This is a genomic window from Mycobacterium celatum (assembly GCF_002101595.1).
GTDB classification, from domain to species: Bacteria; Actinomycetota; Actinomycetes; order Mycobacteriales; family Mycobacteriaceae; genus Mycobacterium; species Mycobacterium celatum.
The window spans coordinates 17,885-37,080 of sequence record NZ_LQOM01000021.1; the positions used below are offsets into that span (position 1 = coordinate 17,885).

Genomic DNA, 19,196 nt, shown 5'->3' on the forward strand with positions numbered 1-19,196 from the left:
CAACGCGATCCTACGAGGTAGCCGCCCTCCCCATTGCATACACAGATCCATGCATGTATACATGCATCATGGCGACCAAGACGATCTCGATCGATCTCGAGGCGTACGAGCGCCTTCGGGAGGCCCGGCGTTCGCCGAACGAATCGTTCTCCCAAGTCATCAAACGTGCGCACTGGCGTAACGAAGTCCCCACCGCCGCAGCGCTGCTCCGTGCCCTCGCTGAGCTACCGACCGTTGGTGACGACGTACTCGAGCGCCTCGATCAAGCGCAGCACACGGACACGCCACCCGAGGACCAGTGGCGCTCCGGCTGAGCATCGACACGACGTTCCTCATCGACCTGCAACGAGAGCGATCCGCGGGTGATACCGACGGCCCGGCGCATCGGCTCCTGAAACGCTCCCCGGATGCCGAGCTGTTTTTGTCGACGATCGCATTGGGCGAGTTCGCTGAAGGGTTCGACCAAGCCGACAACCCGGTCGTCACGGCAGTACGCGAAGGACACACCCTGGTCCCGGTCGACGATCAAACGTCGTTCGTTTACGCGAAAGTCGTTCGCGGGCTACGCAGTCGCGGCGAGCTGATAGGCAGCAACGACCTCTGGATCGGTTGCACCAGCCTGCGTTTGGGCGTTCCGATCGTCACCGCGAACGTCGCGGATTTTCGGCGTATCGACGGCCTGGGCATCGTGCAGTACCGGTGACGTCCTGGTGCAGAGTAGACCGGTGATCCTTGCCCACCCGCGCACCGGAGCGATGTTCGAGTCGCCGGTGCCGCCTGGCACAGGTTGGCCGGGTGATCCCGCCACCCCGGATACGCCGATCGCGTCGACGCCGGCGCAGGTCGTCGCGATGGCCGAGGCTGCCGAGACGCCCGGGCAGCTCGACGCGGAGGTGTCGGTATGCCGGGCGTGCCCGCGGCTGGTCGAGTGGCGCGAGCAGGCAGCACTGACCAAGCGGCGATCGTTCGTCGATCAGCCGTACTGGGGCAGGCCGGTGCCCGGTTGGGGCGCCGAGCGCCCCCGGGTGCTCATCGTCGGGTTGGCGCCAGCCGCCCAGGGCGGCAACCGGACCGGCCGGGTTTTCACCGGTGACCGGTCCGGCGACGTGCTCTATGCGGCGATGTACCGGGCCGGGCTGGCCAATTCGCCGATCAGCGTGGACGCCGCCGACGGCCTGAGGCTCATCGGCACCCGGGTGGCCGCGGCCGTGCGCTGCGCGCCGCCGGACAACGCGCCGACACCGGTCGAGCGAGCGACCTGCGCGCCGTGGCTGGCCGCCGAGTGGCGACTCACCGGCGGCGAGGTGCGAGTCATCGTGGCGTTGGGGGGCTTCGGCTGGCGGTCGGCGCTGGAGATGGTCCGCTCCGGCGGCGGTCAGGTGCCGCGGCCGCAGCCGAAGTTCGGCCACGGCGCCACCGCCGCACTGCAGGCCGCTCACGGCGAGGTCACGCTGCTCGGCTGCTATCACCCCAGCCAGCAGAACACCTTCACCGGCAAACTGACCACCGCGATGCTCGACGATGTCTTCGGCCGGGCCGCGGCACTGGCAGGACTATCCGAATGACCGAAGGCGTTGATGCCGACATGCGGCTATCCGTCCTCGACCTCGTCCCGGTCCGCACAGACCAGACCACCGCCGACGCGCTGGCGGCCACGGTGGCACTGGCGCAGACCGCCGACCGGCTGGGCTACACCCGGTACTGGGCCGCCGAACACCACAACATGCCGTCGGTCGGCGCCACCAGCCCGCCGGTGCTGATCGCCTACCTCGCCGCCCAGACCACACAGCTGCGGCTGGGCTCCGGTGGCGTGATGCTGCCCAATCACGCGCCGCTGGCCGTGGCCGAGCAGTTCGCGCTCCTGGAAGCCGCCGCGCCCGGCCGCATCGACCTCGGCATCGGCCGTGCCCTTGGCTCGGACCCGGTGACCTCGTACATGCTGCGGGGCGCGGCCGGCCGCGACGATCGTGACATCGACCAGTTCCCGGAGTACCTGGACCACGTGCGGGCGATGATGAGCCGAAGCGGTGTGCGGGTGCAACTGCGCGACGGGGACTACGTCCTCAAAGCCACCCCAGCCGCGGCCACCGAGCCGCGGCTGTGGCTGCTCGGCTCGTCGCTGTATTCGGCCCGGCTGGCGGCTGCCAAGGGACTGCCGTATGTGTTCGCGCATCACTTCTCCGGCAAGGGCACCGAGGAGGCGCTTGAACTGTACCGTTCGCAGTTCGTGCCCAGCGAGTTGGCCGCCGAGCCGACCACCTTTCTGACGGTCAACGCCGTCGTTGCCGAAACACGCAACGAGGCAACGGCTTTGATCCTGCCGAACCTGCAGATGATGGCGCGGCTGCGCACCGGCCAGCCGCTCGGGCCGCTGCACCTTGTCGAAGACGCGCAACACGTCGAGCTCACGCCGCCACAGCAGCACATCGTCGAAAGCGGCCTGAAGCGTGCCGTTCTCGGCACACCCGCGGAGGCCGCCGAGCAATTGCGTGCGCTGGCCGAAAGATTCGAGGTCGACGAGGTGATGGTGCACCCGGTCGCGTCGGCCCACCGCGGCACTGACCCGGCTACCTCGCCGGGCCGGGAGAAGACGCTCGAACTGCTGGCGAAAGAACTGTTCTAAGCAGAAGGCGTCAGCACGATCACCGGGATCGGCCGCGACGTCCGCCGTTGGTAGGCCTTGTACCGGTTGGCGTTGGGCTTGTTGACGATTTCCCACAGCCGGTCATAATCGGGGTCGCCGGGCATGACCCGTCGTGCGGTGACAGCGAAACGTTTTGGGCCCACGTTGATTTCGACGTCAGAGCGCTTGCGCAGGTTGTGGTACCAGCCGGGATAGGTGTCGGCGCCGCCGTTGGAGGCGACGATCAGATACGAATCGCCGTCGCGAGCGTACGTGAGTGAGGTGGTGCGCGGCCGGCCGGTTTTCGCGCCTGTCGTGTGCAACAGCAAGCTCGGCGGCGCCCCCGGTATCCGATGACCGACCCAGCCGTTGGTCTTCTGGTAGATCATGTCGTGGATCCGCAGCAGCCGGATGCCCACCTGCTCGATCGGCGTGAGGTTACTCATCAGCTCAGTCTGACTGCCGGGCATCGATCCGCGCCAGCGCGTCGCGCAGGATCTTGCCGGTCGCCTCGCGGTCGGGGTCGCGGCGCAGCAGCATTCCCTTGGCGACCGACAGCTTGTCGCCATTGCGCCGCGGCAGCACATGCAGGTGGATATGGAACACAGTCTGGAAGGCGTCGCGCCCGTCGTTGATCGCGATATGCGTGGCGTCGGCCAGCTCGGTGGTGCGGGCGGCTTTGGCGATGCGCTGCCCGATCGTCACCATGTCGGCCAGTGTCTCCGGCGGGGTGTCGGTGAGATCGACGGTGTGGCGCTTGGGCAGCACCAGGGTGTGGCCTCGGGTGAACGGGCGGATGTCGAGGATGGCCAGGTAGTTGTCGTCTTCGCAGATGCGGATGGCGGGGGCCTCGCCGGCGACGATCGCGCAGAACACACAAGACATAGGGCCACCGTAGTCAGGCCGACAGCGCCGCGGCCATCGCCTCGATCGCGCGGTCCAGGATCCGCCGGGTGGTCGCGAAGTTCAGCCGCGCAAAACCGGAGCCGACGCTCGCGCCGAACGGAATGCCGGGGGACAGCGCCACCTTGGCCTTGGCGAGCAGGTAGTCGGCCGGCTCGGCCGGCAGGTCCAGCGCCCGGAAGTCCACCCACGACATATAGGTGGCCTCCGGGGTGTTGATCTTCAACCCCGGAACCGCTTCCGGCAGGGCCCGGGCGAGATGGTCCCGGTTGGCCCGCAGATACGCCAGCAACTCGTCGAGCCAGTCGGTGTCACCCTCGTACGCCGCGATGTTGGCCCGAATACCGACCGTGGCCGCGCCCATCTTGTGCAGCATGTTGATCCGGTCCCACTCGTCGATGTCGCGCGGATTGGACAACACCACCTGAGCGCACATCAGCCCCGGCAGATTCCAGCCCTTGGACGCCGAGAGCAGCGTGACCACCGTGTCGGCGGCCGTGTCGGACACCGACGCGGCGGCAACGTGCGGCCGGTCGTAAACCAGCGGCGCATGGATCTCGTCGGCGATCACCCGGGCGTTGTGCCGGGCCGCGATATCGACGATCTCCCGTAGCTCGTCGGCATTGAACGCGGTGCCCAGCGGATTGTTCGGATTGCACAGAATCAACGATCCGGCCCCGCCAGCAAACGCGGCGTCGAGCGCATCCAAATCGAGCACATACCGTCCCGAATCCTGTTGCGGCGACGGGATTTCCACGCGTTGGCGGCCAGTGACCCGCAGCACGTCAAAAAACGGCATGTAGGCGGGGACGGGCAGCACCACGGGGCTTTCCGGGCGGGTGAGGAAGTTGACGACAGTCTGCATGCCCTTGAGCACGTCCGGAACGACGCGAACCCACTCGGGTTCGACGTGCCAGCCGTAGCGGCGCCGGCACCAGTCGGCGGTGGCCCGCGGCAGGGTGTCCTCGCCGACCGGCGGGTAGCCGAACTCCTCGTTGGCAACACACGCGCGCACCGCGTCGCGCACCGCCGGCGCGGTCGGGAAGTCCATTTCCGCGATCCACAACGGCAACACGTCGGGCGCAAACAGGTTCCACTTGATCGTGTTGCGCGCGCGGAGCTGATCTTCGGTCAACAGATCGAACATGTCAGTAGTCTGCCTGCACATGGACCCCCGTGAATTGGCGTTCGCCGGCGCGGCCGAGCAGGCGTGGATGTTGGCGGACGGCGCGACCACCGCACCCGAGCTGCTCGAGGTGTATCTGGACCGCATCGCGCAACTCGACCCGCAGCTGCGCTCCTATCGCGTCGTGCTGGCCGACACCGCGCGCCGGGAGGCGCAGGACGCGCAGCGCCGCATCGACGCCGGTGAACGCCTGCCCCTGCTGGGCGTGCCCATCGCGATAAAGGATGACGTCGACATCGCCGGGCAGACAACAACTTTCGGCACCAGCGCGCACGGGCCGGCGGGCGCGGAGGACGCAGCCGTGGTGCGCGCGCTGCGCGAGGCCGGCGCGGTGATCCTCGGCAAGACCGCGGTGCCGGAGTTGATGATGCTGCCGTTCACCGAGTCGGTCAGCTTCGGCGCCACCCGTAACCCCTGGGACGTTTCCCGCACGCCGGGCGGCAGCAGCGGCGGCAGCGGCGCCGCGGTGGCCGCCGGGCTGGCCCCGATGGCGCTGGGTTCCGACGGCGGCGGCTCCATCCGCATCCCGTCGACCTGGTGTGGGGTCTACGGCCTCAAACCGCACCGCGATCGGGTCTCGGTCTCACCGCACGACGACGCCTGGTGCGGCCTGAGCGTCAACGGCCCGATCGCGCGCTCGGTGCGCGATGCGGCGCTGTTCCTGGACGCGACGACGACATTGCCGGCCCCTGACGGCGGATTCGTCGCGGCGGTGTCGCGGCCGCCCGGTCGGCTGCGAATTGCGTTGAGCGCCAAGGCGCCACCGCCCTTGGTGATCCGGGGCGGAAAGCAGCAGCGGGCGGCGGTCGAGCAGGCGGGCCGGTTGCTCTCGGACCTGGACCACCACGTCGTCGCCCGCGATCCGGAATACCCGCCGGCGGCCATCTACCGCAACTACCTGCCCCGCTATTTCCGCGGCATCTACAACGACTTTCGCTTGTTGCCCCACCCGGAGCGGTTAGAGGCCCGCACCCGCAACATGGCCCGCATCGGCGCGTTGTTCTCCGACCGGCGGATGGCCGCGGTGCGTGCGGAAGAGGCTGCGCTGGCAGCCAGAATCCAGACGATCTTCGACGACGTCGACGTGCTCGTCACGCCCGCCAATGCCACCGGGCCACCCCGCGTCGGCGCCTACCAGCGGCGCGGTGCGATCTCGAGCTTGCTGCTGGTGTCGGCTCGGGTGCCGTTCTTCGAGATCTGGAATTTGACCGGCCAGCCGGCCGCCGTGGTGCCGTGGGGACTCGACGCCGACGGCTTGCCGATGTCGGTGCAGCTCGTCGGCCAGCCCTACGACGAGGCCACGCTGCTGGCGTTGTCCGCCCAGATCGAAGCGGTTCGGCCGTGGGCGCATAGGCGTCCGCCGGTGTCATGACTGCACAATCACTCGCCAGGCGGCGAGTTTGTCGCCGGCTCGCATCGCACGAGCCGGACTGCTTGACGGCAGGAGATGGCAGGTCATCGGCCGGTCGACAGGGGCCAGCCGGCGAAACAGCGTGGCCGCCCTCTGCCCGTTGAAGCACACCGTGGTGATTCCGCGGTAACGGTCGAACAGCCAATTAAAGTCGTTGACTACCAATCCCTTCTGGGCTATCCGCGCGTCGGCGCTGCCGGCTCGGCGGCACTTGTTCACCACATCCCACAGCGCGATCCCGTGGGATTGCAGTGCGGCCAGCCGACTTTCGTAGGCCAAGCCTTCGTCAAAGCCGAACAGCCCAGCCATCATCGGCCAGAACGCATTTCGCGGATTGGCGTAGTACTGGCGCGCCGCCAGCGACTGGACGCTGGGAAACGATCCGAGGATCAGCAACCGGGCAGCGTCGTCGACCACCGGCGGGAATCCCTGCAGAAGCGGTGTGGTCATCGACCCACATGATGCCTCGCCGCGTTATACGTTGACGGCGTGGACGTGCCCGAAGATCTGCTCGCCGGTCTGGAGGGCTCTGCACGCGACGAGCGGGCCGAGCTGATCGAGTGGCTGCTCGACCGGAGTTTCACCGCCGAGGAGATCCGGACCGGGGATCCGCCCATGTTGCTGGCGTCGCGCCGAATTCTCGGTGACGACGGCGTCTACGTGTCGGCGCGGGAGATCAGCGAGCGCTACGGCATAGACCTCGACCTGCTGCAGCGCGTGCAACGTGCCATCGGGCTGGCCCGGGTGGACGATCCGGACGCGGCCGTGCACATGCAGGCCGACGGTGCGGCCGCCGCCCACGCGCAACGCTTCCTCGAGGTCGGCCTGGATCCCGAGCACCTCGTGCTCGTCGTTCGAGTGCTGGCCGAGGGGCTTTCGCATGCCGCGCAGGTCATGCGCTACACGGCACTGGCCGCCATTCTGCAGCCGGGGGTGACCGAATTGGAAGTCGCGAAGCGCTCCGAATCGCTGGTCAGCCGAATCGCGCCGCTGCTCGGTCCGTGGATCGAGGACATGCTGTTCATGCACCTGCGCCACCAGATGGAGACCGAAGCCGTCAATGCCAGCGAACGTGCTGCGGGCAGGGCGCTTCCGGGTGCCCGGGAGGTCACCGTGGCCTTCGCCGACCTTGTCGGTTTCACCCGGCTGGGGGAGGCTGTGCCGCCCGAGGATCTGGTGCAACTCGCCAACCGCCTGGCCGATCTTGCCCGGGACGTGGCGGTCCCGCCGGTGCGCTTCGTCAAGACCATCGGCGACGCAGTCATGCTCGTCTGCGCCGAACCGGGGCCGCTGCTGGACGCCGTACTGAAGCTGGTCGAGGTGACCGACACCGACAACGAGCTGTTGCGGCTGCGGGCCGGCATCGCCACCGGGCTCGCGGTGAGCCGGGCCGGCGATTGGTTCGGCAGCCCGGTGAACATGGCCAGCCGGGTGACCGGCGTGGCCCGGCCCGGCACTGTGCTCGCGGCCGAATCGACGCGGGAGACCCTAGGCGATTCCGCGGGATTCGGCTGGTCGTTCGCCGGTGCGCGCCACCTCAAGGGCATCAAGGGTGAGGTGAAACTCTTCCGCGCGCGACGCGGTGACAGCACTGACGGCTCGTAGCCCAGACATGAGGGCAGGCCCGGAGGGCACTGGGGCTGCGTCTCATACATCCTGCGCGGCCGGCTCTCTTACCCCTTACACCGGCTCTTTGGATCAGCCACTCTCGGGCCTGCTTCGCTGTCAAAGCTACAACGTTCGACGCGTCATATCAATGGTTTTCGCGCATCCGGCAGGGTATCCGGCAAGGCATTGCCACCGGCCACGAGCACTCCTCGCCGAGCGGTGTTTCGCTCGCGGTGAAACACTCTTTCGGCCCGGGTGTAATGATGTAATGATGTAAGCATGAGACACCATCACACGCACCGGCGGCCCGGCGGCTGGCAGCAGGCCCAGCAACCCGACGCCAGCGACGCCGCCGAGTGGTTCGCCGGACGCCTGCCCGACACCTGGTTCGACGGCGATCCCACCGTCATCGTCGACCGTGAGGAGATCACGGTGATCGGCAAACTGCCCGACAGTTCCGAGAAGGACGAGAGCGAGGCACGCACGTCAGGCCGCGTCTCCCGGTTCCGGGAAGAAACCCGCCCGGAGCGGATGAACATCGCCGACGAGGCGCAGGAACGCTACGGCCGCAAGGTTTCCTGGGGCGTGGAGGTCGGCGGCGAGCGAATCTTGTTCACCCACATCGCGGTACCGGTCATGACGCGCCTCAAGCAGCCCGAGCGGCAGGTGCTCGACACCCTGGTCGACGCGGGAGTGGCCCGATCCCGATCCGATGCGTTGGCCTGGACGGTCAAGCTGGTAGGCGAGCACACCGAAGAGTGGCTGGCCAAGCTGCGCGACGCCATGTCGGCCGTCGACGACCTGCGGGCGCAGGGCCCCGACCTGTAAACCGCGGTCAAGACACGGGCTTACCGCAGCGCGTGCAGAAGCGGTCCAGCTGCCGGCGCGGCGCGCCGCACGCCGCACAGACTTTGATCTCGGTGGTCACCGAGTCGCTGCCGGGCACTGGGTTGCTCGGCCTCGGAATCGGTTGGGGCGGAACCGGACCGGCGGGGCCGCGTGGCGGCGGCGGAGGGGGGATAGGCGCGGCCCAGCCCTGCACCGGCGACGGCGGCGGAATCGGGTAGCCGGGCATTGGGGGGCCGCCTACGCCCGCAAATTGCGGTCTGCGCCGGCGTCGTCGCACCAGCAGCATGAGCAACAGCAGTGCTCCGACGCCAACCAGCGCCACCCCGCCGACGATATACCACAGGTTGCCCAGCCCGGTGTCGGGCGGAGCCGGGGGCTTGACAAGAGTTACGTTGTGCGACAACGCAAATGATCGAAGGTCGGGTGTGTTGGTGATGAAGTTGAAGCCGGCTGCCGTGGTCAGGCCCCGGCTGTTCACGCCAACTACCTGGCCGTCCTTGTTGACGGTCGGCCCGCCCGACATGCCGGGCGCGAGTTCGGTGCTGACCTCAATTTGCACCACCCCCGACGGCGTCACTTGATTGCTGGAGATGGTGCCGGATTTGAACGACGCCCGCGCGATCTGGCTTTGGTCGGCGATGTCTTGGATATCACCGGGGAACCCGATCGACGTCACCGGATCACCGACTTGCGGTGCGTTCTGCGCGATGACGAGCCCGGGGGTGGACTTGGTCATATTGGGGACGTGCAGCAACGCGACATCGCCGGCGTCGGGCGCCTTGAAGTCGACGACCTCGACGGTGGTGGGACTGGTGATCGTGGCACCGTCGACCCCGTTCGGCTGGATAGCACGCACGGTGCGCTCGACGGGCGAACCGCCCATTGCGCCTTCGACACGCCAGTTGGCGTACGCCTGGTCTTTGAACTTGGTCGCCTTCTGATCGTGCAGAAAACCATCGAGGATGACCAGCCGGCCCTGCCCGGGATCCACGCAATGGCCGGCCGTAACGATCTGCGCCGATGTGCTGACGTACCAGCCGGTGCAGGTCACCGAATACTTCAGCGGTTTGGTCCAAAAGCCCTCACCGTCTGCATCGGCACTGGGTGGCACCTGGACCGCGCCGACCCATTGCGTCACGAGAAAAACGATGGATTTCTCTAAGCTGCTCAGGGCTTCTTTGTTGTCCGATGACGCAGTGGGGGCTCCGACCAGCCCGACAGCGGCAGCCAACAAAGAGGCCGTGAACAGGCGCAACCCGCGGCTGATAAACGTCGCCACCATGCCGTTTACCTTAATCCACCCGCAATCGGTGAGTTTGCAGAATTCTGCTCTCCGGGTGGCAGATTGCCCAGACTCCTCAGGCCTGCGTCATCGCGTAGTACGCCCCGCGGCGCGCCATCAGCTCGGTGTGGTTGCCGTGCTCGACGATCTTGCCCGCTTGCATCACCAGAATGACGTCGGCGTCTCGGATCGTCGAAAGCCGGTGGGCGACAAGGAAGCTCGTCCGGCCACGACGAAGCTCGCGCATTGCGTGCTGGACGAGCAGTTCGGTGCGGGTGTCCACCGAGCTGGTCGCCTCGTCGAGGATCAGCAGTTGCGGCCGGGACAGGAATGCCCGGGCGATGGTGATCAGCTGCTTTTCGCCGGCGCTGATGTTGCCGCCGTCGTCGCTGACCCGGGTGTGGTAACCGTGCGGCAGCGTGTGCACGAACCGGTCGACGTAGGCCGCCCTGGCGGCTTCGATCACCTCGTCCTCGGTGGCGTCGGGCCGTCCGTAGGCGATGTTCTCCGCGATCGTCCCGCCGAACAGCCAGGTGTCCTGCAGCACCATGCCGATGCGCGACCGCAACGAATGCCTGCTCACCGACGCGATGTCGACGCCGTCGATCAGGATCCGGCCAGAATCCACATCGTAGAAGCGCATCAGCAGGTTCACCAGGGTGGTTTTGCCCACCCCGGTCGGCCCGACGATCGCGACGGTGCTGCCGGGTTCGGCCACCAGCGACAGGTCGTCGATCACCGCCGTGCCCGGACGGTAGGCGAAGCTGACATGCTCGAATTCGACACGGCCGGTTGGGCTTTGACCGTTGAGCGACGGCAACGCCGCTGAGCGATCGGGTGATTCTTCAGGCTCATCGAGCAGCTCGAAGACCCGTTCGGCGCTGGCCACTCCGGACTGCAGCGTGTTGTACATGGCGGCCACTTGGCCCAGCGGCCAATTGAATTGGCGGACGTACTGGATGAACGCCTGGATATTGCCGACGGTGATCTGTCCGGTCGCCACCTGCAGTCCGCCGACCACCGCCACCGCGACATAGCTGAGATTCCCGATGAACGTCGTCGCAGGTGACACTAGCCCCGAGAAGAACTGTGCGCCGAAACTCGCTTGGTACACATCGCCGTTGAGCTGGCGGAACTGCTCTTCGGCCCGCGCTCGATGGCCGAAGGTCTTGACCAGCGTGAAACCGCTGTAGGTTTCCTCGATGTGGGCGTTGAGCCGTCCGGTGTTGGCCCACTGCGCGACGAACAGCCGCTGCGAACGCCGAGTGATCGCCCGGATCGCCAGCAACGACAAAGGCACGGTCAGCACGGTGAGCGCAGTCAGCAGCGGCGAGATGGTCAGCATCATCACCAGCACGGTCGTCACGGTCAGGATCGCGGTCAGCAGTTGGCTGATCGTCATCGACAGCGACGTCGCGACGTTGTCGATGTCGTTGGTGACCCGGCTGAGTACTTCGCCGCGCTGTCGGCCGTCGAAGTAGGCCAGCGGCAGCCGGTGCAGTTTGTCTTCGACATCGGAGCGCAGTGCCCGCAGGGTTCGCTGGACCGTCAGGTTGAGCAGCCGCGCCTGTACCCAAACCATCGCTGCGGCAATCAGATACAGGGCCAACGCCACAGCCAGCGTCCGGGCCACCGCGGCGAAGTTGACTCCCTGGCCCGGAACGACGTTTATCCCGGACAGCAAATCGGCGAAGGTGTTGTTGCCACGTGCCCGGGCGGCGGCGACGGCTTGCGCCTTGGTCATCCCGGCCGGCAGCTGGCGGCCGATCACGCCGTTGAACAACAGGTCGGTGGCGTGGCCGAGGATGCGCGGGACCACCACGCCGATTCCGGTGCCGACGACACTGAGCGCAATCACCGCGGCGACCAGCCCGCGTTGCGGCGCCAGGCGTTTCACCAGCCGCACGGCCGAGCCGGTGAAGTCGCGGGACCGTTCCGTCGGTGCCTGCACCACGCCGCGGATCGGCCGGTCCATCGCCGCGGTCACCGCTGGCCTCCCACTCCGCTGCCCACCGACTGCGATTCGGCGAACTCCCGGTAGGCGGCGCAGTCGCCCAGCAGTGATTCGTGCGTACCCGCACCGACTACCTGCCCGTCGTCCACTACGATCACCTGATCGGCCTGGGCAACCGTCGAAATGCGTTGCGCGACAATGATGACCGTCGCCTCCGCGGCGACCTCGCGCAGCGACGCGCGGACTTGGGCGTCGGTGTGCACGTCGAGAGCCGAGAACGCGTCGTCGAACAAGTAGATGGCCGGGCGGCGGATCACCGCCCTGGCGATCGCCAGCCGCTGGCGCTGCCCGCCGGAGAAGTTGATACCGCCCTGCGCCACCCGCATCGCCAGGCCGTCGTCGTGTGCCCGCACGAACCCGTCGGCGGCCGCCACCCGAAGCGCTTCCCACATCTGGTCATCGGTGGCGTCCGCTTTGCCGTAGCGCAAGTTGTCGGCGACGGTGCCGGAGAACAGGTAGCCGCGCTGCGGTACCAGCCCGATGCCCGCCCACAGCCGCTCGATGTCGTGGTCGCGCACATCGACGCCGTCGACCAGGACGGCGCCGGCGGTCACGTCGTAAAGCCGGCAGATCAGCGAGATCAGTGTCGACTTTCCCGAACCGGTGCTGCCCACGATGGCGGTGGTGGTACCCGGCCGCGCGGTCAGCGAGACGTCCTGCAGCACAGGGCGATCCGCGCCGGGGTAGCAAAACGTCGCGTTCTCGAGCCTTACCGTGCCCCGGGTCTCGGCCGCGGGCGGCAGCGGCATGTCCGGACTGCTGATTGCGGGACGGGTGGACAGCACCTCGGTGATCCGGTCCGCGCACACCGAGGCCCGCGGCCACACCATCATCATCGTCGTCGCCATCAACACCGACATCAGGATCTGGGTGAAGTACGCAAGGAAGGCGATCAGCGAGCCCACCTGCATCTGGCCGGCGTCGATGCGCAGCCCGCCGAACCAGATAAGTGCGACGCTGGAGCAGTTGACCGTCAGGGTGGTGACCGGCAACATCAGCGCCTGCCAATTGCCCGCAGCCAGCGCGGTGTCGGACAGCGCCAGGTTCGCTTCGCCGAATCGCCGTCGTTCGAACGGTTCGCGGGCGAATGCCCGGACCACCCGGACACCGGACAGTTGCTCGCGCATCACCCGGTTGATGTTGTCGATCAGCCGCTGCATGCTGCGGAACAGCGGCAGCGTGTGCGAGACGATCCAATAGTTGGCCACTGCCAACACCGGGACGCTGACCAGCAACAGCCACGACAGCCCGGCGTCCTGGCGGATGGCCATGAAGATTCCGCCCACGCTCATGATCGGGGCGGTCACCAGCACCGTGCAGGTCATCTGCACCAGAAACTGGATCTGCCGGATGTCGTTGGTGGTGCGCGTCAGCAGCGACGGCGCGCCGAACCTGGCGGTCTCGTGTTCGGAGAAGGTGATGACGTGGTGGAACATCGCCGAGCGCAGATCCCGGCCGAACCCCATCCCCGTCCGGGACCCGAAGTAGACGGCGCCGACCGCGCACAGCACCTGCAGCCCGGTGACGGTGAGCATCACCCCGCCGAGCCGGACGATGGTTGAGGTGTCGCCCTTGGTGACGCCGTCGTCGATGATCGCGGCGTTGACCGTCGGCAGGTACAGCGACGCCAGCGTGCTGACCAACTGCAGCGTCATCACCGCCGCGACCAGCCAGCGATACGGCCGGACGTACTGGCGCAGCAGTGCCAGGAGCATCTGGTAACTGTATTAGAAAGACCTGGTCAGCGTGGTGTCTGGGTTGGCCACAGATGCTGCCGCTACAGTGCATGCTGTGACGAGAAGCAGGTGCGTGTAGCGGTGCGGCGCAGTGTGGCGGCGCTGGCCCTGGCGGCAGCGACCTTGATCCCGACGGTAGCCGCATGCTCCGGTTCCGACTCCAACCAGGCCAAGTCGACGGAGTCGTCGGCCCCGGCGTCCGGAGAAGGACATCACGGCCCGTTCTTCCCGCAGTGCGGCGGCGTCACCGACGAGACCGTCGCTCAGCTCACCCAGATCACCGGGCTGATCAACACCGCCCAGAACTCGGTGGGTTGTCAGTGGCTGGCCGGTGGCGGCATCCTCGGCCCGCACTTCTCCTTCTCGTGGTATCGCGGCAGCCCGATCGGCCGAGAACGCAAAACCGAGGAGCTGTCGCGCTCGAGCGTCGAAGACATCAACATCAACGGCCACGGCGGCTTCATCGCCATCGGCAACGAGCCCACGTTGGGTGACTCCCTGTGCGAGGTCGGAATTCAATTCAACGACGACTTCATCGAATGGTCGGTCAGCTTCAACCAAAAGCCGTTCCCCGATCCGTGCAACATCGCCAAAGAGCTGACGCGCCAGTCGATTGCGAACTCGAAATGACCAGGCGGATTCTGATTGTTGCGGCCGCGCTGCTCACCGCGCTGGCCGTGGTGACCGGCTGCACCAGGTCGGTCGGCGGCACCGCGGTGAAGGCGGGCTCGGGCGACGTGCAGCGCAACAACAACTCCGAGCAGCAGTACCCCAACCTGCTCAAGGAATGTGAGGTGCTGACCACCGACCTGCTCGCCAAGACGGTCGGCGCCGACCCACTCGACATCCAGAGCACCTTCGTCGGCGCAATCTGCCGCTGGCAGGCCGCCAACCCGGCCGGACTGATCGACATCACCCGGTTCTGGTTCGAGCAGGGCAGCCTCGACAACGAGCGCAAGGTCGCCGAGGGCCTGAAGTATCAGATCGAAAGCCGGTCCATCTCCGGTGTGCAGTCGATCGTGATGCGGCCCAACGACCCCAACGGCTCGTGCGGTGTGGCCAGCGACGCCGCCGGCGTGGTCGGCTGGTGGGTTAACCCGCAGGCACCGGGGATCGACGCGTGTGCGCAGGCGATCAAGCTCATGGAGCTGACCCTGTCGACGAACTCGTGATCTGCGTCCAACGTCGAGTTGTCGGGCCAATTGGCGCGATTCTTCACAACAACTCGACGTTCGGCTAGCGCGGCACGTGAAAGTCGACGAGCGCCGCACCGCCCAATTCCAGGTCTGTCCATCGGCCGGCTACCTTGAGCACCGCGATGGCCGACGTCGGGAACTTCTCTGAAATCGCTTCGACCGCATCGGCATTGGTGCCTTTAGCACCGGCCAGCCCGACGGCCACCTCAGACGTCGTCGGCTCGTGCCCGACGACGAGCAAGGTGGTCACCTCGTCGGGCACACTGTTGATTTCGTCGATCACCATTCCCGGCGTCGCGCCGTAGAGGCGCTCGACATAGCGCACCGGCGCGTCGATACCACTGCGCGCCAAAGTTTGCCGCGCGCGAGTCGCCGTCGAGCACAACACCAAGTCGATGGGCGGCAGGCTGGCGCGCAGCCACTCACCGGCCAGGGCGGCCTCTCGTTCGCCGCGCGGCGCCAGCGGCCGCTCATGGTCGGCCACCCCGTCCGGGTAGGCCGACTTCGCGTGCCTCAGCAAGACCAGAGTTCCTTTCACCCGACCCACGGTAGGGCAGACCTGCCGAACGACGTCCCCGGACTTGTCGGTGGCCGGCCATACACTCGCGATGCCTGGCTAGAGAAAGGACGGGATCGAGATGCGGTTCATCCACACCGCCGACTGGCAACTCGGCATGACCCGCCACTTTTTGGCCGGCGAAGCCCAACCCCGGTATTCGGCGGCCCGGCGCGACGTGGTGGCCGGGCTCGGGGCTCTGGCCGGCGAGGTCGGCGCCGAGTTCGTGGTGGTCGCCGGCGACGTCTTCGAACACAACCAGCTCGCGCCGCAGGTAATCAGCCAGTCGCTGGAAGCCATGCGCGCCATCGGAATTCCGGTCTATCTGCTGCCCGGCAACCATGACCCGTTGGACGCGTCGTCGGTGTACACCAGCGCGCTGTTCAAAGCCGAATGCCCGGACAACGTCGTTGTGCTGGAACGCGCCGGCGTGCACGAGGTGCGGCCCGGCCTGCAGATCGTCGCCGCGCCATGGCGGTCCAAGTCGCCCACCGCCGACCTGGTCGCCGAGGTGCTCGACGGCCTTTCGGCCGATGACGGAGTCGCCCGCGTGCTGGTCGCGCACGGCGGCGTCGACGCGCTCGACCCCGACCCCACAAACCCGGCGCTGATCCGGCTGGCCGTGGTGCAGGACGCGCTGGCCCGCGGCGCCATCCACTACGTCGCGCTGGGGGACAAGCATTCGGTCACCGAAGTGGGGGATCGCATCTGGTATTCCGGATCCCCGGAGGTCACCAATTTCGACGACATCGAAACCGACCCCGGTCATGTGCTCGTCGTCGACGTCGACGCGACCGATCCGCGCCGCGCGGTCACCGTCGATGCCCGGCGCGTCGGCCGCTGGCGGTTCCTCACCCTGCGCCGTCAGGTCGACAACAACCGCGACGTCGCCGACTTGGACCTGAACCTCGACCAGATCACCGACAAGGACCGCACGGTGGTGCGCCTGGCGTTGGTCGGGTCGCTGTCGGTCACCGACCGCGCCGCGCTGGACGCCTGCCTGGATCGCTACTCGCGGCTGTTCGCCTGGCTGGGCACCTGGGATCGGCACACCGACCTCGCCGTGGTCCCGGGTGACGGCGAGTTCGACGATCTCGGGATCGGGGGCTTCGCCGCCGCCGCCGTCGACGAGCTGGTCGCGACCGCGCGTGACGGGGACGACGATGCCCAGGCGGCGCTGGCGTTGCTGCTGCGGCTCGCCGATCGGGGTGCGGCATGAGGCTGCACCGGCTGGTTCTGCGCAACTACCGCGGCATCGACCATCGCGAGCTCGACTTCCCCGACCACGGGGTGGTGGTCGTGTGCGGGGCCAACGAGGTCGGCAAGTCCTCGATGATCGAGGCTCTGGATCTGCTGCTGGAATCCAAGGACCGCTCGACCAAAAAGGACGTCAAGCAGGTCAAGCCGACCCACGCCGACGTCGGCTCGGAAGTCACCGCCGAAATCAGCACCGGCCCTTACCGTTTCGTCTACCATAAGCGCTTCCACAAGAAACCCGAGACGCAGTTGACGGTGTTGGCACCGCACCGCGAACAGCTCACCGGCGACGAGGCGCACGAGCGGGTGCGGGCCATGCTCGCCGAGACGGTGGACACCGAGCTCTGGCGTGCTCAACGCGTCCTGCAGGCGGATTCGACGGCGGCGGTCGACCTGTCCGGCTGCGACGCGTTGTCGCGCGCGCTCGACGTCGCGGCCGGTGACGCCGCCGCGTTGTCGGGTACCGAGCCGCTGCTCATCGAGCGGATCGACGTCGAGTACGCCCGCTACTTCACCCCGACCGGTCGCCCGACAGGGGAGTGGGCCGCCGCGATCGCTGCGCTGGGCGACGCCGAGGCCGAAGTGGAGCGGTGCGCGGCCGCGGTCGCCGAAGTTGACCAACGGGTACAACGGCACGCCGCGCTGACCGCGGAACTGGCCGAGTTGTCGCAGCAGCAGAAGGCCGCGCGTGACCGGCACAGCGCCGCTCAAAGCGCCGCCGACAAAATCGCCGAACTCACCGAACAGTTGCGGGAAGCCAAGCTGATCGCCGCGGCCGCCACCGCGACCAGCGCCGCGTCAACGGCGGCGTACACCGAACGGCTTAGGCTGCGCACGGAAATCGACACCCGCACCGCGGCGGTCGCCGCGTCGGAAGCCGAGGCCCGCGACGTCGCCGAGGCGGAGTCGACGGCACACGAGGTCGTCGTGGCCGCCGAGGCCGTCGTCGAGGAGGCGGAAAAGGCCCTGGCGGCCGCGCAGCAGCGTGCCGAATCTGCCCGTCGCGTCGTCGCCGAGCTGTCCCGCCGCGACGAAGCCGACCGCTTGGCCGCCCGACTAGCGAAAATCGACGCCGCCCGGGCCGAACTCGACCCGATCGGCGTCGAACTGGCCGCAATCGCGTTGACCGACGGGACATTCCAGCGGATCGAGCAGGCGGCTGCCGCCGTCGACCTCGCCGAAGGACAGCTTGCGATGATCTCGACGACGGTGGAATTCACCGCCCTCAGCGACATCGAACTGGCCGTCGACAACCAGCGGATGCCGCTATCGGCGGGGCAGAGCTGGTCGATGACCGCCGGCGCCGCCACCGAGGTCGAGGTTCCCGGGGTCTTGACGGCGCGGTTCAGCGCAGGCGTCACCGCCGTCGAAGTGCAAGCCAAATATGCGGCGGCGCAAGAGGAATTGGCCGCAGCGCTGGCCGCCGGGCAGGTGGCCGACATGGCCGCGGCACGATACACCGACCGTCGGCGCCGCGAACTCCAGCAGAGTCGCGACCGTCTGACCGCCACCCTGACCGCCCTGTGCGGCGACGACGATGTCGAAGAGCTGCGCTCGCACCTTGCCCGGCTGCGCGCCGACCAAGTCCCAAACATCGTTACGGACAGCGCCGCGGCCGGCGCCGAACTCGACGCCGCCGAAACCGCCCGCAGCCAAGCCGCCAAAGACTGCGAAACCCATCGCCGCGTCGCGGCCGCGGCGGCGCACAAATTCACCGAAATAGCCACGCAAGCAAAACTTTTACGCGACAAGGTGGCGAGCCAGCGTGCCGAGCTGGCCGCCGCTGCCGATCGGCTAGCCCAGCAGCGCGCATCGATTGCGGACGACCAACTGGCGGCCACAGCCGACGCCGATCAGCGCGCCGCGCAAACCGCCGAGCGGCGGGTCGCCGAGCTGTCCGAACAACTGGCCGCGGCCGCACCCGATGCCGTCGCGGCCGAGTTGGCCGAGGCCGCCGATGCGGCCGATGCGCTGCGCGCCCGCCACGACGAGGCGGCGCGGGTGCTACACGAGATCGCCGTCGAACTCGCCGTATTCGGCACCGAAGGCCGTCACGGCAAGCTCGACACTGCCCAGACCAAACGCGAACACGCCCACAGCGAATACCTGCGAGTGCAGCGACGGGCCCGAGCTGTGCAGCTGCTGCGGTCGGTGATGGCGCGTCACCGCGACACCACCCGGCTGCGCTACGTCGAGCCGTTCCGCGCCGAACTGCAGCGGCTCGGGCGTCCCGTGTTCGGGCCGAGCTTCGAGGTCGACGTCGACAGCGACTTGTGTATCCGCAGCCGCACTCTCGACGGCTGCACGGTGCCGTACGAGTCGTTGTCCGGCGGAGCCAAGGAGCAACTCGGCATCCTGGCGCGGCTGGCCGGGGCGGCGCTGGTCGCCAAGGAGGATAGCGTCCCGGTGCTGATCGACGACGCTCTCGGGTTCACCGATCCCGAGCGGCTGGCCCGGATGGGCGACGTATTCGACACACTGGGCGAAAACGGCCAGGTGATCGTGCTGACGTGTACCCCCGCCCGCTACGACGGCGTCAAGGGCGCGCACCGCATCGAATTGAGCGCCTAACACT

19 protein-coding genes are annotated in these 19,196 nt (G+C 67.6%); 11 read left to right on the forward strand and 8 right to left on the reverse strand.

Annotated features, from left to right (window positions below):
* Nucleotides 1–68 precede the first annotated feature (68 nt).
* From AWB95_RS06695 to AWB95_RS06710, 4 genes are read left to right on the forward strand one after another with little or no spacing between them, the layout of a single operon-like run.
* Entirely contained in the window at nt 69–314 is a 246-nt protein-coding gene (locus AWB95_RS06695; protein WP_062540476.1) for an antitoxin VapB family protein, read from the forward strand.
* Nucleotides 299–703, forward strand: coding sequence for a type II toxin-antitoxin system VapC family toxin (locus tag AWB95_RS06700; RefSeq protein ID WP_062540475.1), 405 nt, complete (start codon nt 299–301; stop codon nt 701–703). Before AWB95_RS06695 ends, AWB95_RS06700 begins: the two co-directional genes overlap by 16 nt.
* A 52-nt stretch (nt 704–755) precedes the next feature.
* A complete protein-coding gene (locus AWB95_RS06705; RefSeq protein ID WP_085167862.1) occupies nt 756–1,565 on the forward strand; it encodes a uracil-DNA glycosylase in 810 nt (269 codons plus the stop codon).
* A 20-nt stretch (nt 1,566–1,585) separates the two neighbouring features.
* Nucleotides 1,586–2,623, forward strand: a complete 1,038-nt coding sequence (locus AWB95_RS06710; protein WP_062541696.1) for an LLM class flavin-dependent oxidoreductase — start codon at nt 1,586–1,588, stop codon at nt 2,621–2,623.
* Here AWB95_RS06710 and AWB95_RS06715 read toward each other — a convergent pair.
* Genes AWB95_RS06715 through AWB95_RS06725 form a run of 3 tightly spaced genes read right to left on the reverse strand, consistent with a single transcriptional unit; the run spans nt 2,620 to nt 4,673 of the window.
* Nucleotides 2,620–3,069 carry a nitroreductase family deazaflavin-dependent oxidoreductase gene (locus tag AWB95_RS06715; RefSeq protein ID WP_062541695.1) on the reverse strand — a complete coding sequence of 150 codons (450 nt, stop codon included), beginning with the start codon at nt 3,067–3,069 and terminating at the stop codon, nt 2,620–2,622. The genes AWB95_RS06710 and AWB95_RS06715 overlap by 4 nt on opposite strands.
* A 4-nt stretch (nt 3,070–3,073) precedes the next feature.
* Nucleotides 3,074–3,508 carry an HIT family protein gene (locus tag AWB95_RS06720; protein WP_062541694.1) on the reverse strand — a complete coding sequence of 145 codons (435 nt, stop codon included), beginning with the start codon at nt 3,506–3,508 and terminating at the stop codon, nt 3,074–3,076.
* Nucleotides 3,509–3,521: 13 nt separating this feature from the next.
* On the reverse strand, nt 3,522–4,673 hold the full coding sequence (locus AWB95_RS06725) for a MalY/PatB family protein (protein ID WP_062541693.1): 1,152 nt from the start codon (nt 4,671–4,673) through the stop codon (nt 3,522–3,524).
* A gap of 19 nt (nt 4,674–4,692) precedes the next feature.
* Here AWB95_RS06725 and AWB95_RS06730 point away from each other — a divergent pair, with 19 nt between their 5' ends.
* Nucleotides 4,693–6,084 (forward strand): amidase, encoded by a 1,392-nt coding sequence (locus AWB95_RS06730; RefSeq protein WP_085167854.1) that lies wholly within the window; start codon nt 4,693–4,695, stop codon nt 6,082–6,084.
* Here AWB95_RS06730 and AWB95_RS06735 read toward each other — a convergent pair.
* Nucleotides 6,079–6,573, reverse strand: a complete 495-nt coding sequence (locus AWB95_RS06735; protein WP_062539538.1) for a DNA-deoxyinosine glycosylase — start codon at nt 6,571–6,573, stop codon at nt 6,079–6,081. The two genes, AWB95_RS06730 and AWB95_RS06735, sit on opposite strands and share 6 nt — an antisense overlap.
* Nucleotides 6,574–6,612: 39 nt before the next feature.
* Here AWB95_RS06735 and AWB95_RS06740 point away from each other — a divergent pair, with 39 nt between their 5' ends.
* Both AWB95_RS06740 and AWB95_RS06745 read left to right on the forward strand, forming a co-directional pair.
* Nucleotides 6,613–7,728 (forward strand): adenylate/guanylate cyclase domain-containing protein, encoded by a 1,116-nt coding sequence (locus AWB95_RS06740; RefSeq protein ID WP_062539539.1) that lies wholly within the window; start codon nt 6,613–6,615, stop codon nt 7,726–7,728.
* 282 nt (nt 7,729–8,010) lie between these two features.
* On the forward strand, nt 8,011–8,559 hold the full coding sequence (locus AWB95_RS06745; protein WP_062539540.1) for a hypothetical protein: 549 nt from the start codon (nt 8,011–8,013) through the stop codon (nt 8,557–8,559).
* Between the two features lie 7 nt (nt 8,560–8,566).
* Here the strand turns inward: AWB95_RS06745 and AWB95_RS23930 are convergent, their stop codons facing one another.
* The 3 genes from AWB95_RS23930 to AWB95_RS06760 all read right to left on the reverse strand — a co-directional run bounded on the left by AWB95_RS23930 (nt 8,567) and on the right by AWB95_RS06760 (nt 13,591).
* On the reverse strand, nt 8,567–9,718 hold the full coding sequence (locus tag AWB95_RS23930) for a S1 family peptidase (protein ID WP_169714642.1): 1,152 nt from the start codon (nt 9,716–9,718) through the stop codon (nt 8,567–8,569).
* A gap of 220 nt (nt 9,719–9,938) precedes the next feature.
* Nucleotides 9,939–11,837 (reverse strand): ABC transporter ATP-binding protein, encoded by a 1,899-nt coding sequence (locus AWB95_RS06755; RefSeq protein ID WP_062539546.1) that lies wholly within the window; start codon nt 11,835–11,837, stop codon nt 9,939–9,941.
* An 8-nt stretch (nt 11,838–11,845) separates the two neighbouring features.
* On the reverse strand, nt 11,846–13,591 hold the full coding sequence (locus AWB95_RS06760; protein ID WP_062539542.1) for an ABC transporter ATP-binding protein: 1,746 nt from the start codon (nt 13,589–13,591) through the stop codon (nt 11,846–11,848).
* Nucleotides 13,592–13,693: 102 nt separating this feature from the next.
* On the opposite strand from AWB95_RS06760, the gene AWB95_RS06765 reads away from it, so the two are divergent.
* Both AWB95_RS06765 and AWB95_RS06770 read left to right on the forward strand, forming a co-directional pair.
* Complete coding sequence (locus tag AWB95_RS06765; RefSeq protein ID WP_062539543.1) at nt 13,694–14,242, forward strand: DUF3558 domain-containing protein; 549 nt, start codon at nt 13,694–13,696, stop codon at nt 14,240–14,242.
* On the forward strand, nt 14,239–14,784 hold the full coding sequence (locus AWB95_RS06770; protein WP_062539544.1) for a DUF3558 domain-containing protein: 546 nt from the start codon (nt 14,239–14,241) through the stop codon (nt 14,782–14,784). The genes AWB95_RS06765 and AWB95_RS06770 overlap by 4 nt, the downstream gene beginning before the upstream one ends.
* A gap of 64 nt (nt 14,785–14,848) precedes the next feature.
* Here the strand turns inward: AWB95_RS06770 and AWB95_RS06775 are convergent, their stop codons facing one another.
* A complete protein-coding gene (locus AWB95_RS06775; protein WP_373280766.1) occupies nt 14,849–15,346 on the reverse strand; it encodes a SixA phosphatase family protein in 498 nt (165 codons plus the stop codon).
* A 100-nt stretch (nt 15,347–15,446) separates the two neighbouring features.
* Here AWB95_RS06775 and AWB95_RS06780 point away from each other — a divergent pair, with 100 nt between their 5' ends.
* A complete protein-coding gene (locus AWB95_RS06780) occupies nt 15,447–16,583 on the forward strand; it encodes a metallophosphoesterase family protein (protein WP_085167856.1) in 1,137 nt (378 codons plus the stop codon).
* Nucleotides 16,580–19,192 (forward strand): AAA family ATPase, encoded by a 2,613-nt coding sequence (locus AWB95_RS06785; protein WP_085167858.1) that lies wholly within the window; start codon nt 16,580–16,582, stop codon nt 19,190–19,192. The genes AWB95_RS06780 and AWB95_RS06785 overlap by 4 nt, the downstream gene beginning before the upstream one ends.
* The last annotated feature ends 4 nt before the right edge of the window (nt 19,193–19,196 follow it).